The sequence below is a fragment of the Streptomyces sp. NPDC001714 genome (assembly GCF_042892755.1).
Lineage (GTDB): Bacteria > Actinomycetota > Actinomycetes > Streptomycetales > Streptomycetaceae > Streptomyces.
Map to the genome: position 1 here is coordinate 826,190 of NZ_JBIAUL010000002.1, position 13,390 is coordinate 839,579.

Consider the following 13,390-nt stretch of genomic DNA (forward strand, 5'->3'; position numbering starts at 1 on the left):
CCGCCCACCGGCCGCGGGCGGGTCGTCAGAGCTCCTCCTCCATCCGGATCGCCTTGCGCAGTTCCTCGGCCGCCTCCTCCGGGCGGTCGCCCTCCCGCTGGCCGAGCAGCGCGGCGGCGATGCTGTCGAGCTTGCGCTGGATGGCGTGTTCCGCCCGGCGCTCGGAGTTCTTCAGCAGGGCGAGCAGCAGCAGGTTCACGGAGGTCATGACGTCCCCGACGAGCAGCTGCCAGGTGAGCGCGAGACCCGCGAGGTGCACGGCGACGAAGGCGGCGACCAGGGCCAGGCAGAAGCACATGAACGCCAGGGAGCTGGTGAGGTTCGAGGCCGCCTCGGCCAGCCGCTCGAACCAGCCCCGCCCGTTGCGGGAGCGCTCGGCCGGATGCGTCATGGACACAGGAGAACTCCCAGGCCCGCGCGGTGCCCGTCACCACGATCCCGGCCCGGGTACCCTGCGCCGCCCCCCTTCATCCGCGGCCGTGCCGGCGGGCCTCCGCCCCCTGCGCGGGCGGGAACTCGTTCGGGTGCATGACCGCGGTCGGTCACGGCGGCCGGGCGCCGGAACCGGATGATGGAGCCATGTCTGGAGCGGACGCACAGGTGCCGGTGCTGATCGTCGGCGGGGGGCCGGTCGGGCTCACCGCGCGGGCACTGCTGGATCGCTGGGGTGTGCCGTCCCTGCTGGTGGAGAAGCACCGGGAGCTGTCCCCGTTTCCCCGGTCCCGCCTGGTCAACGTGCGGTCCATGGAGATCTTCCGCCGGCTCGGGGTCGCCGAGCGGATCACGGCGGACGCGTTCGCACCCGAGTACGGCCGGGTGCGTTTCCGGGACACCCTCTGCGACCCCGACTTCGCCAGCGCCGCGATGGTCGGGGTCCGCGCATCGGTCCCCGAGAGCCCGGTCGTCGGCGTCGTCACCTCGCAGGACCGGCTGGAGCCCACGCTGCTCGCCGCCGCCGGGGGAGAGGTGCGGTTCGGGACCGAACTGGCCGACCTGGAAGAGGACACGGAGGGGGTCGTCGCCGTGCTCCTCGACGGCGAACGCGGCGTGCGGACCCGTGTCCGGGCCCGGTACGTGGTCGCCGCCGACGGCGCGAACTCCACCGTCCGCCAGCGGCTGGGCATCGCCACCACCGGCCCCGGAGCGCTCGGCGACTACACCACCGTCGTGTTCGACGCCGACCTGGCCCGCTGGTGCGCGCACCAGCCCGCGGGGGTCTACTTCACCGCGTTCGGCACCTTCACCCCGCTCTACCCGGACGGCGGCTGGGCCTGGTTCGGCGCCACGCCCGACGGCACCGCGCAGACCGACTGGTCCGGCCGTGTCTCGCACGCGCTCGGCCCCGCCGCCGGCGTACGGGCCGACGTGGTGCGGGTCCAGCACTGGTCGATGACCGCGTACGTCGCCGAGAGCTTCGGGCAGGGCCGGGTCCTGCTGGCCGGGGACGCCGCGCACGCGGTCCCGCCGATCGGCGGCCTCGGCATGAACGCCGGCGTCGCGGACGCGCACAACCTGTCCTGGAAACTGGCCGGCGTGCTCCAAGGCTGGGCCGACCCCGCCCTGTTGGACACGTACGAGACGGAGCGCCGGCCGGTGGCCTGTGAGACCCTCCGCCAGGCGGTCGCCAACACCCACCTCCTGCTCCAGGTGCAGGACCTGCGCAAGGAACAGCTGCGCAGCGGCTCGTCGACGCCGGTCGAACTGCCTTGGTCGGAACGGTACTTCGCACAGCTCGGCCTGGTGCTCGGCACGGCGTACGAGTCCGCCGCCGTCCTCGGCGACGGCGACGGTCGCCGCGAGGCCTCCGGCACCGAGTACGTGCCCACCGCGGAGCCGGGCCACCGCATGCCCCACCACTGGCTCACCCCCGACCGCTCCACGCTCGACGCGCTCGGCGAGTGGTTCACGCTGCTCACCCGGGACCCCGGCCACTGGCAGCGACACGCCGCCGGACCATGGCCGTTGCGTGTCGAGCCGCTGCCCGGCGACCACGCCGACCGGTACGGCCTGAGCCCGCAGGGCGGCGCGCTTCTCGTCCGCCCCGACGGCCACATCGCCGCCCGCTGGGACGAACCCCCGCCGGCCGGCTCGGCCCTGCGCGACGCCCTGACCGCCGTCACGACGTGCGCGGCGGGGCGGTGCTCTCCCTGACCACCAGGCGGGCCGGGACGAGGTCGGTGCCGGGGCGGGAGTCGTCGCCGGTGCGGAGCCGGCGCAGCACGCCCTCCACGCAGCGGCGGCCGACCTCGGCGAAGTCCTGGTGGACGGTGGTGAGGGGCGGGATGAAGAAGGCCGCGTCCGGGGTGTCGTCGAAGCCGACCACGCTGATCTCCGCCGGGACCGACCGGCCCTGTTCGTGGAAGGCCCGCAGCAGGCCCAGGGCCATCTGGTCGTTGGCCGCGAACACGGCGGTGCAGCCCGGCTCTTCGGCGAGCGCGAGCCCCGCCGCGTACCCAGACTCGGCCGACCAGTCGCCGCGCAGGGGCGCCGGAACCGGGCACCCCGCCTCCTGCAGTACCGCCCGCCAGGCCTGGGCACGGCGCTGGGCCGCGTACGAGGACTCGGGACCTGCCACGTGCCACACCGTGCGGTGGCCCAGGTCCAGCAGGTGCCGTACGGCTCCGCGCGCGCCGTCGGCCTGGTCGGTGTCGACCACGCTGTAGCGGTCCCCGGCGTCCGAGTCCACGACCACCACATGGACTCCGGGCGGGAGTTGGACGGTCGCGGTGTCGAGCAGGTGGATCTCCATGATGACGATGACGGCGTCCACCGCCAGCTCACCCATCCGCGTGAAGGCGCCCAGCACGTTGTCCTGCGTGGCCACGTCGATGGGGATGAGGGTGATCGCGTAGCCCTCGGCCGCGGCATGCGTGGCGATCGCCTCGACGGTGCGGCTGCTGCCCGTGGAGGACAGGCTGAACAGGATCACGCCGATGGTGTTGAACCGGCCGTAACGCAGGGCGCGGGCCGCGCTGTTGGGCCGGTAGCCGAGCTCCCGCATCGCGGTCAGCACCTGCTCCCGGGTGGAACTGACCACTCCAGGATGCCCGTTGGAGACCCGCGAGACCGTCTGCGAGGACACACCGGCGAGTTCGGCGACGTCCGCCATGGAGACGCGCTGCTTGCGGCGCCCGCCGGGCACCCCGGAACCGCCCCGCCGCGCACCGCCCGCGGCCGGCGCGACCGGCTGCTCCGGTTCGTTCAGGACCATCGCCCCATCCCTCAAATCTCCTTCATGCACGGGAAGTCGGGACCGGGAATCTTGACGGCCGCAGGAGCGGGTGCCACGATTCCGACGCTTTCGAGTTTACGTAAACATCGCCCCGTGACCAGCCCCGACGGAGATCCCGCCGGCAGGGGTCGCGGAGGAGATGTTCACGTGAACATGCCGCGTCGATGTTTACGTAAACACGCGGTCGGGCCCGCGGGCCCCTGCGTCGAGCCGCCGTCTTCCGAAAGGGCACGTTGATGCGCAAGACCCCCGCCAGAACCCGTGTCACCCCCCGCACCCGCGCCGCCCTCGCGGCGGTCGCCATCGCCGCGTTCGGCGCCACCACCCTCACCGGCAGCCCCGCCTCCGCCGCCGTGCCGGGGCACGGCACCAGCCAGTTCAAGGGCGTCAACTGGGCCGACCCGCGCGACAACTACGCCGACGACCCGGTGGTCCTCTCCGGCCTGTCGCTCTCCGACAGCTACGCCCAGACCTACGCCAAGGCGACCCGGGTGATCGCGGCCTTCCGCGCCAACCTCGGCGCCAACACCGTGCGGCTGCCCATCAACCCGTACACGGTGAACGGCTCGTACTGGAAGTCGTACCGCGGGGTGATCGACGCGGCCTCCGCGCAGGGCTTCAAGGTGATCGTCTCCTACTGGGAGGGCACCGGCGCCAACAAGGACGGCTTCATCGACGACGAGGCCACCTACTGGCCCATGTGGGACACCGTCGTGAAGGCCTACCGGCACGACCCGCACGTCTACTTCGAGCCCATGAACGAGCCGCACGGCTACACCGACGCCGAATGGGCCGACCTCGCCGCGAAGTGGCTGGCGACCTACCCGTCCGTCCCGCACGACCGTGTCTTCGTCAGCGGCGCCGGCTACAACGACCACGTCACCACCGTCTGCGCCGACCCGCGCCTGAAGGGCACCTACCTCTCCCTCCACCACTACGGCTTCTGGAAGAGCTACGCCACCTACGACCAGTGGGTGGCCGACCTGAAGGAGCGGCTCGGCGACTGCGCGAACCGCACGGTCGCCGACGAGTTCGGCGCCCCCATGACCACAGGCCTCGACTACGACAAGCCCGCTCCCGACGACAACTCCGTCAACTTCATCCAGGCCGACACGGACACCTTCCGCAAGCTCGGCATGGGCTCGGTGTACTGGCCCGGTCTGCGCACCGACGACACGTACTCGATCCAGAAGCTGATCGGCGACGCGTCCCGCCCCTGGCTGGCCACCACCAACCAGTCCGGCGCCGACCGCCTCGCCTGGGCCTGGGGGCGCGGCAGGCCGGTGAGCGGCTGACCGACGCCACGGCGGCCGTGGTGCCTGCGGGCACTGCGGCCGCCCTGAATCAGGCGTCTCGGCAGGGCCCCGAGGGGGCGCTGGGGGAGGATCTGGGCGACCAGCCACGACGGCGCCGCGATCGAACGACTGCGCGTCGCGGCAGGGCCGGCGGAGCGCTCAGGGTTCCCGTGCATGCCTACGGCTGCAGGCGGAGCACATACGTCAGCCCCGGCCCGCGCGAGAGCTGTGTCTCGCCGGTCACGGTGAATCCGGTCCGGGCGAGGACGGCCCGGGACGCCGTGTTGCCGAGGGCGGCGCCGGCCCGCAGGGTGGTCAGTCCGTAGGTGTCGACGGCACGTCGGCACACCTCCCGTACGCCCCAGGTGGCGAGCCCCCGCCCGGTGGCCCGCTCCGCGATCCGGTACCCCAGGTCGGCGCCGCCGTCGGCGACGTCCACCAGATTGACCCGCCCCAGTACCTCGCCCGCCGGATCGACCAGCACATGGAAGTAGCAGGTCCCGGCCTCCTGCTCGGCCAGCAGCGCCCGGTGCCGCTCGTCGAACCGGGCGAAGTACTCGTCGCCGCGGTCAGGGATGGACGCCGCGAAATAGGCGCGGTTCTCCAACTCGAAGGCGAGCAGTGCCGGGGCGTGGTCCGCGCGGAGCAACTGGAGTTCGGGCATGGGGAGGACGGTAGGCAAGCCGGCCGTTCGCCCGCCAGCGCATTACTCCTTGCGCAGGTCCTTCACCCGGCGGAGTTTGCCGAGCGAGCGCTCCAGCGTCTCCGGTTCGACGACCGCGACCTCCACGGTGACGCCGACTCCGTCCTTGATGCCCTGGGCGATGATCCTGGTGGCGGCCTCCCGGTCGGCGGGGCCGGCGTCGGGCCGTGCCTCCACCCGGACCGTCATGTGGTCCATGCGTCCGCGCCGGCTGATCTGGATCTGGAAGTGCGGAGCCACCCCCGGCGTCCGCAGCACGATCTCCTCCACCTGGCTGGGGAAGACGTTGACCCCCCGAAGGATGATCATGTCGTCGGACCGGCCGGTGATCTTCTCGATCCGGCGGAACCCGGGCCGCGCCGTGCCGGGCAGCAGCCGGGTCAGGTCCCGGGTGCGGTAGCGGATGACGGGCAGCGCCTCCTTCGTGAGCGAGGTGAAGACCAGTTCGCCGCCCTCGCCCTCCGCCAGCACCTCGTCGGTCAGCGGGTCCACGACCTCCGGGTAGAAGTGGTCCTCCCAGACGTGCAGCCCGTCCTTGGTCTCCACACACTCCTGTGCGACCCCTGGGCCGATGACCTCGGACAGCCCGTATATGTCGACCGCGTGGATGTCCAGGCGCTCCTCGATCTCGCGGCGCATCTCCTCCGTCCACGGCTCCGCGCCGAAGATGCCGACCTTCAGGGAGGTGGAGCGCGGGTCGACACCCTGGCGCTCGAACTCGTCGAGCAGGGTCAGCATGTACGAGGGCGTGACCATGATGATCTCGGGCCGGAAGTCCTGGATGATCTGCACCTGGCGCGCGGTCATGCCGCCGGAGGCGGGGATCACCGTGCAGCCGGCGCGTTCGGCGCCGTAGTGGGCGCCGAGGCCGCCGGTGAACAGGCCGTAGCCGTAGGAGACATGGACCTTGTGTCCCGGTCGGCCACCGGCCGCCCGGATGGAACGGGCGACGACGTCGGCCCACATGGACAGGTCGTTGTCGGTGTAGCCGACCACGGTGGGGCGGCCGGTGGTACCGCTGGAGGCGTGCACGCGCCGCACCTCGGACATCGGCACGGCGAACATGCCGAAGGGGTAGGTGTCCCGCAGGTCGGCCTTGGTCGTGAAGGGGAAGCGGGCGAGGTCCGCGAGGGTGTGGCAGTCGTCCGGGCCCACGCCGGCCGCGTCGAACTTCTTGCGGTACAGCTCCACGTGGTCGTAAGCGTGTCGCAGCGTCGTGCGCAGCCTGGTGAGCTGGAGCGCCTCGAGCTCCTCGCGGGACATCCGCTCGGCCTCGTCCAGCAGGGCCTCGGGAAGCGGCTCTCCCCGGCGGGTGCCCCTCGGTTCGGGCGCGCTCACTTCGCTGCTCATTGCGGCTCCTCGTGCTGCGTGCGGAGGGTGCGGCTGCGGCCGCGGAACTCCGCGATCACCTCGTCGCCGCGCACGACACTCACGTCGTAGACACCGCTGCGGCCGAACCGGACGCGCTCCCGCGCGGTGGCGACCAGCACGTCGCCCTCGTACGCGGGCGCGACGAAGTCGATGTCGGCGCCGGCGGCGACGGTCACCGGCCCGTGGCTGTTGCAGGCACAGGCGAAGGCCGTGTCGGCGAGCAGGAACACATGTCCGCCGTGGGCGATCCGGTGCCCGTTGACCTGCGAGGCGGTCACGGTCATCCGCAGCACGGCCGTCCCTTCGCCGTGCTCCAGCAACTCGATCCCCAGCCGCCGGGACGCCTCGTCCGCGGCGAACATCGTCTCGACGGGGCCAGGTGTCCTGCCGGGTACCCGGGTCGTCATCTCCACCACCTTGTGAACCGACCGAACATTCGGTTAGCGTGCGGCGTGGTCAAGTAATCCAGCAACACACCTGCATGTCAAGAGGCGGTCCGCAGGCCGCGGAAGCGCCCGCGCCACCCTGTCCGACACCCCCTTCGCCACCGGCCGCCGCGCCGTCCCGCGGCCGCGCCGAACCGTGCGCCCCGAAGCCGAGGAGACCGCCCGATGCCCGACGTCTACCTGATCGACGGAGCCCGCACCCCGCAGGGCCGCTACGGCGGCGCCCTGGCCGCCGTACGGCCCGACGACCTCGCCGCACTCGTCGTCGGCGAGGCCGTCCGGCGCTCCGGAGTACCCGGCGAAGCCGTGGACGAGGTCGTCCTGGGAGCCGCCAACCAGGCAGGCGAGGACAACCGGGACGTGGCCCGGATGGCGGTGCTGCTCGCCGGACTGCCGCACACCGTGCCCGGCTACACCGTCAACCGCCTGTGCGCCTCCGGTCTCACGGCCGTCGCCTCGGCCGCCCAGACCATCCGCGCCGGCGAGGCGGACCTCGTGGTCGCCGGGGGAGTGGAATCCATGACCCGGGCGCCCTGGGTGATGGAGAAGCCCGGCACGCCGTGGGCCAAGCCGGGACAGGTGCACGACACCGCCCTGGGCTGGCGGTTCACCAACCCGCGCTTCACCGCCGCCGACCGGGAAGTGCCCGCGGACGCCGGACCCGAGGCGGTCAGGGTCACGCTCTCCATGGGCGAGACCGCGGAAGAGGTCGCCGCCCTCGACGGCATCACCCGCGCCGACTCCGACGCCTTCGCCCTGCGCAGCCACCAGCGGGCCGTGGCCGCCCAGGAGGCGGGCCGCTTCGACCGCGAGATCGTGCCCGTACCGGTGCGCGACGGCGAGGTCACCCGGGACGAGGGCCCCCGCCCCTCCACCACCCTGGAGAAGCTGGGCTCCCTGCGCACCGTCTTCCGCGCGGACGGCATCGTCACGGCGGGCTCCTCCTCGCCGCTGTCCGACGGCGCGGCCGCCCTGGTGGTCGCGAGCGAAGAGGCGGTCGAGCGGTACGGCCTCACCCCGCGGGCCCGGATCGTCGCCTCGGCCTCGGCGGGTGTGCAGCCCAGCCTCATGGGTCTTGGCCCGGTCCCCGCCACCGAGAAGGTCCTGGCCCGCGCCGGTCGGCAGACCGGCGACCTGGACGCTGTGGAGCTCAACGAGGCCTTCGCCGCCCAGGCGCTGGCGGTGATCCGCCGCCTCAAGCTCGACGAGGACAAGGTCAACGCCGACGGCGGCGCCATCGCCCTCGGCCATCCGCTCGGCTGCTCCGGCGCCCGCATCCTGCTCACCCTGCTGGGCCGCCTCGAACGCGAGAACGGCCGCCGCGGCCTGGCCACGCTCTGCGTGGGAGTCGGTCAGGGCGTCGCACTCCTTGTGGAGCGGGTGTGAGCACTTTCCTGACGTACGACGCCCTCCTTGTCGAGGGGCGCGCCGACGGATCGTCGTCGGACCGGACCGGGCCTCCGCGCAGGGTGACCGTGGCGGGCCACGGCCCCTGTGCCGGGCGCGCGGCGGCCGTACCGCTCACCGTGCCGATCGGCGTAGCCCCTTGCCAGACCGGGGAGGGCGCGCCGTATGATGAACCGAACGAATGGTCGGTTGGGAGTTGGTGGAGATGACTGAAGCGGCCGGAAGGGACGCCGAGCACGATCTGGAGTCCCATTTCGAGGCGACGATCTCGCGGGACCAGCGGATCGAGCCGCGCGACTGGATGCCGGAGGGCTACCGGAGGACCCTGATCCGGCAGATCGCCCAGCACGCGCACTCGGAGATCATCGGCATGCAGCCGGAGGGCGAGTGGATCACCAGGGCGCCCTCGCTGCGCCGCAAGGCGATCCTGTTCGCCAAGGTCCAGGACGAGGCCGGCCACGGCCTGTACCTGTACTCGGCCGCCGAGACCCTGGGCATCGACCGCGCGGAGCTCACCGAGCGCCTCCTCGAAGGCCGCCAGAAGTACTCGTCGATCTTCAACTACCCGACGCTCAGCTACGCGGACGTCGGCGTCATCGGCTGGTTCGTCGACGGCGCGGCCATCTGCAACCAGGTGCCGCTGTGCCGCAGCTCGTACGGCCCCTACGCCCGCGCGATGGTGCGGATCTGCAAGGAGGAGTCCTTCCACCAGCGGCAGGGCTACGAACTGCTGATGACCATGATGCGCGGCACCGACGCCCAGCGGGAGATGGTGCAGGACGCCGTGGACCGCTGGTGGTGGCCCTCCCTGATGATGTTCGGCCCGCCCGACGACGACTCGCCCAACTCCGCCCAGTCCATGGCCTGGAAGATCAAGCGGCACAGCAACGACGAACTGCGCCGGCGCTTCGTCGACATGACCGTGCCGCAGGCGGCCAGGCTCGGCGTGACCCTGCCCGACCCCGAGCTGCGCTGGAACGAGGAGCGCGGCCACCACGACTTCGGCACCCCCGACTTCTCCGAGCTGAAGGAAGTCATCAGCGGCAACGGCCCGTGCAACGCGCAGCGCATGGAGCGCCGACGGACCGCCCACGAGGAAGGTGCCTGGGTGCGTGCGGCCGCCGGTGCCCACGCCGCCAAGCAGGCCGCCCGAGCCCGCGAGGAGGCGGTGGCATGAGCGACACCGAAAACTGGCCCCTGTACGAGATCTTCATCCGCGGCAAGCGCGGCCTCAACCACGTCCACGTCGGCTCGCTGCACGCCGCAGACGACCAGATGGCCCTCACCCACGCCCGCGACCTGTACACCCGCCGCAACGAGGGCGTCAGCATCTGGGCCGTGCGCTCCGAGCACATCGCCGCCTCCACCCGGGACGAGAAGGACCCCTTCTTCGACCCCAGCGCCGACAAGGTCTACCGTCACCCGACCTTCTACGACATCCCCGACGATGTCCCGCACATCTAGGAGCCGGTGATGAGCGACGACCACGTCTACCTGAGCCTGGCCGAAGGACACGACGACAGCGACGCGCGCTGGGCGTTCGGCACCGGCTTCGAGGACCCGCTGCACGGAGTCGACACCGCGGTACCCGAGGGCGTCGACGCCGCCGAACTGGCCGCGAACTGCCTGGCGCTCGGCGACGACGCCCTGGTCCTGGCCCAGCGGCTCGCCGAATGGGTCACCCGCGCCCCCGAGCTGGAGGAGGAGGTGGCACTGGCCAACATCGGGCTCGACCTGCTGGGCCAGGCCCGACTGCTGTACGCGCGCTGCGGCCAGACGGACGGCACCGGCCGCGCGGAGGACGCCTACGCCTACTTCCGGGACGCCGCAGACTTCCGCAACGTACGCCTCGCCGAACTCCCCAACGGCGACTTCGCCTTCTCCGTCCTGCGGCTCCTGGTGTTCGCTTGCTGGCGGCTCGCCCACTTCACCGAACTGGCCTCCGCGCCCGACCCGGTGCTCGCGGCGATCGCGGCCAAGGGCGTGAAGGAGCTCGCGTACCACCGGCAGTACGCCGCCGAGTGGGTCGTACGCCTCGGCGACGGCACGGAGGAGTCGCATGCGCGGATGCTGACGGCCCTGGAGGCGCAGGCCCCGTACTGGGAGGAGCTGTTCGCCGCCCACGACGTGCGTGACGCGGTGCTGGCCGACCTCCACCAGGTCCTCGACGCGGCCGGACTCCCCATGCCGAGCGTCCCGCCACTGTCCGGCCGGGGCCGCGAAGGCGAGCACACCGGTCATCTCGTCCCGCTCCTCGCCGAGTTGCAGAGCGTGGCCCGCGCCCACCCGGAGGCGACATGGTGACCGTTCTGACCGACGCCCGGCTGGCCCGGCACATCGCCGAACAGGTACCGGACCCGGAACTCCCCATGCTCACCCTCGCCGACCTCGGCGTGCTGCGGGACGTCACCGTCGAGCCGGACGGCACGGTGGTCGCCGACCTCACCCCGACCTACTCGGGCTGCCCCGCCATGGCCGAGATGCGGGCCGGGGTCGCCGCCCGGCTGCGGGACGCCGGTTTCGGCCGCGTGGAGATCCGCACGGTCCTCGACCCGCCCTGGACCAGTGACTGGATCACCCCCGAAGGGCGCCGCAAACTGGCCGAACACGGCATCGCACCGCCCAACGCCGCGCCCCGGCGCCCCGCCGGTCCCGTCCCGCTGGACCTGTCGCCGACCCGGCGCACGGTTCCGTGTCCCCGCTGCGGATCGGCCGCCACCGAGGAGACCTCCCGGTTCGCGGCCACCTCCTGCAAGGCGCTGTGGCGCTGCCTCAGCTGCCGGGAGCCGTTCGAGTACGTCAAGGAGATCTGATGGCAGAGCTGACGGCACCGACCGCCGGTGCGCCCGCGACGACCGCACGCCGGCGCCGCCCTGCCTTCCATGCCCTGCGCGTCGCCGCGGTCCAGCCCCTGTGCGAGGACGCCGTGGCGGTCACCTTCGACATCCCCACGGCCCTCGCGGCGGAGTTCGCCTTCGGCCCCGGTCAGTCCCTCACCCTGCGCCGCGAGGTCGACGGGCGCGACGAGCGGCGCTCCTACTCGATCTGCTCACCGGCCGGCACCGCGCCCCGCATCGGCGTCCGCGAGGTGCCCGGCGGACTCTTCTCCTCCTGGCTGGTCCACGACGTGCGGCCGGGCGACACCGTCGAGGTGATGGCCCCCACCGGAGCCTTCACCCCCGACCTCACGGTCCCCGGCCACCACGTGCTCATCGCGGCCGGCTCGGGCATCACCCCCATGATGTCCATCGCCGAGTCGGTCCTCGCCGCCGACGACCGCTCGACGGTGACCCTGTTCTACGGCAACCGCCGCACCGACACCGTGATGTTCGCCGACGAACTGGCCGACCTGAAGGACGAGTACCGCACCCGCTTCCACCTCGCCCACGTCCTCTCCCGCGAACCCCGGGAAGCCGAACTCCTCTCCGGCCGCCTCGACGGCGACCGCCTCGGCGCCCTCGTCGCGGGCCTGGTCGACATCGAGGGCACCGACCACTGGTGGCTGTGCGGCCCGCACGGCATGGTCCTCGACGCGCAGAAGCTGCTCGCCGAACTGGGCGTCCCCGCCGACCGGATCCACCAGGAACTCTTCTTCGCCGACGAGCCGATCGAGCCCGTCCGCCACGAGGAGGCGGTGGCGACCGGCCCGGCCAGCGAGGTCACCGTCACCCTGGACGGCCGCTCCACCACCGCACGCCTCCCGCGCGAGCGCACCATCCTCGACTCCGCCGCCCGCATCCGCCCGGACCTCCCCTTCGCCTGCAAGGGAGGCGTCTGCGGGACCTGCCGCGCCCGCATCACGGACGGCGAGGCCGACATGCGCCGCAACTACGCCCTGGAACCCGCCGAGGTGGCCGCCGGCTACGTCCTGACCTGCCAGTCCTACCCGGTCTCCGAGTCGTTGACCGTCGACTACGACAGCTGACCGCCCCCGGCGGGCCGCGCCGCCGGGGACACGGAAATCCGTCGCGTTGCACGGGAGGGCCGTCGACCTCCGCCTGGGCGCAGCCGGACGGCTGACCGCGCGAAGGGAGCCGGGCATGGGGACAGGACGACCGGGCCTGCTGCTGGACCAGTTCGACTGCGCCAGGGAGCGGGCCCAGGTGCGCCTGACGGGGCTCGGCGACGAGGAGTACCTGTGGGAGCCGGAACCCGGCTCGTGGTCGATCCGGCGGCGCGACGAGGCGACGACACCCAGGGCGTACGGCCCCGGTGACTGGGTCCTCGACAAAGGTGCGCCCGACATCCCGGCGACCGAGTACGCGGAGGTGGCCCGGCAGGTCGCCGCAGGCATGACCGCCGCGAAGATCGCCGACGACTGGAGCGTCGGCGTGCAGCGGGTCGAGGAGATCCTCGGCAGCGCCGCACCGCCGGAGCCCGACCGGACCCCGGTCACCACCATCGCCTGGCGGCTCGGGCACCTGCATTCGGGCTTCGCAGGCCGCTGGGAGTGGACCTTCGGCGGCCGGCGGCAGGACCCGGCGCAGCTGGTCGACTCACGCCCGTCGCGGTCCTGGCCCTCGACCGGTTCTGGGCGGCCCTGGACCGCTGACGGGCCGACGTCGCCACCGTGACCGACGAGCAGCTCGACACCGTCGGCTTCTCCCGGTACCCGTCCGGCTCCGACCCGGACCACCCGTTCGCGGACGTCCTGTGGGAGACGAACTTCGAACTCGTCCACCACATGGCCGAGGTCGCCCTGCTGCGGGACCTCTGGCAGGCCGGCCGGCGCTGAGCGGGGTCCGGCAGCACCCCGAAGGGGCGCGGGGAACTGCGCGACAAGCCACCACGGTGCAGCAGCCGACGGACGGCCTGCCGCGGCACGTCCCGGCGGACCGAGCGCTCAGTCCCGCGGGGGCCGGCCGCACCGGACCCGCCCGCGGCGGGCGCCGGCCGTCCTCCGGCACGCTTTCCTGGGAACGCTCGGCCATGCGCC

The 13,390-nt window shown here is 72.6% G+C and carries 13 protein-coding genes and 1 pseudogene; 9 read left to right on the forward strand and 5 right to left on the reverse strand.

All coding sequences use genetic code 11. The features are described 5' to 3' along the window. Positions 1-25: 25 nt before the first annotated feature. Positions 26-391: a low affinity iron permease family protein gene (locus ACFY0P_RS08205; RefSeq protein ID WP_388908593.1), complete on the reverse strand. Its 366-nt coding sequence runs from the start codon at positions 389-391 to the stop codon at positions 26-28. Between the two features lie 188 nt (positions 392-579). Here ACFY0P_RS08205 and ACFY0P_RS08210 point away from each other — a divergent pair, with 188 nt between their 5' ends. After that, positions 580-2,151 (forward strand): FAD-dependent monooxygenase, encoded by a 1,572-nt coding sequence (locus tag ACFY0P_RS08210; RefSeq protein WP_388908595.1) that lies wholly within the window; start codon positions 580-582, stop codon positions 2,149-2,151. On the opposite strand, the gene ACFY0P_RS08215 is transcribed toward ACFY0P_RS08210, so the two are convergent. Further along, entirely contained in the window at positions 2,117-3,211 is a 1,095-nt protein-coding gene (locus tag ACFY0P_RS08215; RefSeq protein ID WP_388908597.1) for a LacI family DNA-binding transcriptional regulator, read from the reverse strand. The two genes, ACFY0P_RS08210 and ACFY0P_RS08215, sit on opposite strands and share 35 nt — an antisense overlap. Positions 3,212-3,468: 257 nt before the next feature. Between ACFY0P_RS08215 and ACFY0P_RS08220 the strand changes: the two genes are divergently transcribed. Then, complete coding sequence (locus tag ACFY0P_RS08220; RefSeq protein ID WP_388908599.1) at positions 3,469-4,527, forward strand: glycoside hydrolase family 5 protein; 1,059 nt, start codon at positions 3,469-3,471, stop codon at positions 4,525-4,527. A 178-nt stretch (positions 4,528-4,705) separates the two neighbouring features. Here ACFY0P_RS08220 and ACFY0P_RS08225 read toward each other — a convergent pair whose 3' ends face one another. From ACFY0P_RS08225 to paaI, 3 genes are read right to left on the reverse strand one after another with little or no spacing between them, the layout of a single operon-like run. Beyond that, on the reverse strand, positions 4,706-5,191 hold the full coding sequence (locus ACFY0P_RS08225) for a GNAT family N-acetyltransferase (protein WP_388908601.1): 486 nt from the start codon (positions 5,189-5,191) through the stop codon (positions 4,706-4,708). Between the two features lie 42 nt (positions 5,192-5,233). After that, entirely contained in the window at positions 5,234-6,580 is a 1,347-nt protein-coding gene (gene paaK, locus ACFY0P_RS08230; RefSeq protein ID WP_388908603.1) for a phenylacetate--CoA ligase PaaK, read from the reverse strand. Beyond that, positions 6,577-7,008 carry a hydroxyphenylacetyl-CoA thioesterase PaaI gene (paaI, locus tag ACFY0P_RS08235; RefSeq protein WP_388908605.1) on the reverse strand — a complete coding sequence of 144 codons (432 nt, stop codon included), beginning with the start codon at positions 7,006-7,008 and terminating at the stop codon, positions 6,577-6,579. Before paaI ends, paaK begins: the two co-directional genes overlap by 4 nt. 204 nt (positions 7,009-7,212) lie before the next feature. Between paaI and ACFY0P_RS08240 the strand changes: the two genes are divergently transcribed. The 7 genes and pseudogenes from ACFY0P_RS08240 to ACFY0P_RS08270 all read left to right on the forward strand — a co-directional run bounded on the left by ACFY0P_RS08240 (position 7,213) and on the right by ACFY0P_RS08270 (position 13,189). Beyond that, positions 7,213-8,433 (forward strand): thiolase family protein, encoded by a 1,221-nt coding sequence (locus tag ACFY0P_RS08240; RefSeq protein WP_388908607.1) that lies wholly within the window; start codon positions 7,213-7,215, stop codon positions 8,431-8,433. A gap of 226 nt (positions 8,434-8,659) precedes the next feature. After that, a complete protein-coding gene (gene paaA / locus ACFY0P_RS08245; protein ID WP_388908609.1) occupies positions 8,660-9,631 on the forward strand; it encodes a 1,2-phenylacetyl-CoA epoxidase subunit PaaA in 972 nt (323 codons plus the stop codon). After that, the gene (gene paaB / locus ACFY0P_RS08250; RefSeq protein WP_388908611.1) at positions 9,628-9,918 is read left to right on the forward strand and encodes a 1,2-phenylacetyl-CoA epoxidase subunit PaaB; all 291 of its coding nucleotides are present in this window, start codon (positions 9,628-9,630) and stop codon (positions 9,916-9,918) included. The genes paaA and paaB overlap by 4 nt, the downstream gene beginning before the upstream one ends. Before the next feature lie 9 nt (positions 9,919-9,927). Further along, on the forward strand, positions 9,928-10,758 hold the full coding sequence (gene paaC, locus ACFY0P_RS08255) for a 1,2-phenylacetyl-CoA epoxidase subunit PaaC (protein WP_388908613.1): 831 nt from the start codon (positions 9,928-9,930) through the stop codon (positions 10,756-10,758). Further along, positions 10,752-11,267, forward strand: a complete 516-nt coding sequence (gene paaD / locus ACFY0P_RS08260; protein ID WP_388908615.1) for a 1,2-phenylacetyl-CoA epoxidase subunit PaaD — start codon at positions 10,752-10,754, stop codon at positions 11,265-11,267. Before paaC ends, paaD begins: the two co-directional genes overlap by 7 nt. After that, positions 11,267-12,379 (forward strand): 1,2-phenylacetyl-CoA epoxidase subunit PaaE, encoded by a 1,113-nt coding sequence (paaE, locus tag ACFY0P_RS08265; RefSeq protein ID WP_388908617.1) that lies wholly within the window; start codon positions 11,267-11,269, stop codon positions 12,377-12,379. Before paaD ends, paaE begins: the two co-directional genes overlap by 1 nt. A gap of 115 nt (positions 12,380-12,494) precedes the next feature. Then, positions 12,495-13,189, forward strand: a pseudogene (locus tag ACFY0P_RS08270) (DinB family protein). Positions 13,190-13,390 lie beyond the last annotated feature (201 nt).

Coding starts and splice junctions, on each gene's coding strand:
- paaK (WP_388908603.1), bottom strand. CDS start 6,580: ATGAGCAGCGAAGTGAGCGCGCCCGAACCGAGGGGCACCCGCCGGGGA.
- ACFY0P_RS08210 (WP_388908595.1), top strand. CDS start 580: ATGTCTGGAGCGGACGCACAGGTGCCGGTGCTGATCGTCGGCGGGGGG.
- paaB (WP_388908611.1), top strand. CDS start 9,628: ATGAGCGACACCGAAAACTGGCCCCTGTACGAGATCTTCATCCGCGGC.
- paaE (WP_388908617.1), top strand. CDS start 11,267: ATGGCAGAGCTGACGGCACCGACCGCCGGTGCGCCCGCGACGACCGCA.
- ACFY0P_RS08240 (WP_388908607.1), top strand. CDS start 7,213: ATGCCCGACGTCTACCTGATCGACGGAGCCCGCACCCCGCAGGGCCGC.
- paaD (WP_388908615.1), top strand. CDS start 10,752: ATGGTGACCGTTCTGACCGACGCCCGGCTGGCCCGGCACATCGCCGAA.
- paaI (WP_388908605.1), bottom strand. CDS start 7,008: ATGACGACCCGGGTACCCGGCAGGACACCTGGCCCCGTCGAGACGATG.
- paaC (WP_388908613.1), top strand. CDS start 9,928: ATGAGCGACGACCACGTCTACCTGAGCCTGGCCGAAGGACACGACGAC.
- ACFY0P_RS08205 (WP_388908593.1), bottom strand. CDS start 391: ATGACGCATCCGGCCGAGCGCTCCCGCAACGGGCGGGGCTGGTTCGAG.
- ACFY0P_RS08220 (WP_388908599.1), top strand. CDS start 3,469: ATGCGCAAGACCCCCGCCAGAACCCGTGTCACCCCCCGCACCCGCGCC.
- paaA (WP_388908609.1), top strand. CDS start 8,660: ATGACTGAAGCGGCCGGAAGGGACGCCGAGCACGATCTGGAGTCCCAT.
- ACFY0P_RS08215 (WP_388908597.1), bottom strand. CDS start 3,211: ATGGTCCTGAACGAACCGGAGCAGCCGGTCGCGCCGGCCGCGGGCGGT.
- ACFY0P_RS08225 (WP_388908601.1), bottom strand. CDS start 5,191: ATGCCCGAACTCCAGTTGCTCCGCGCGGACCACGCCCCGGCACTGCTC.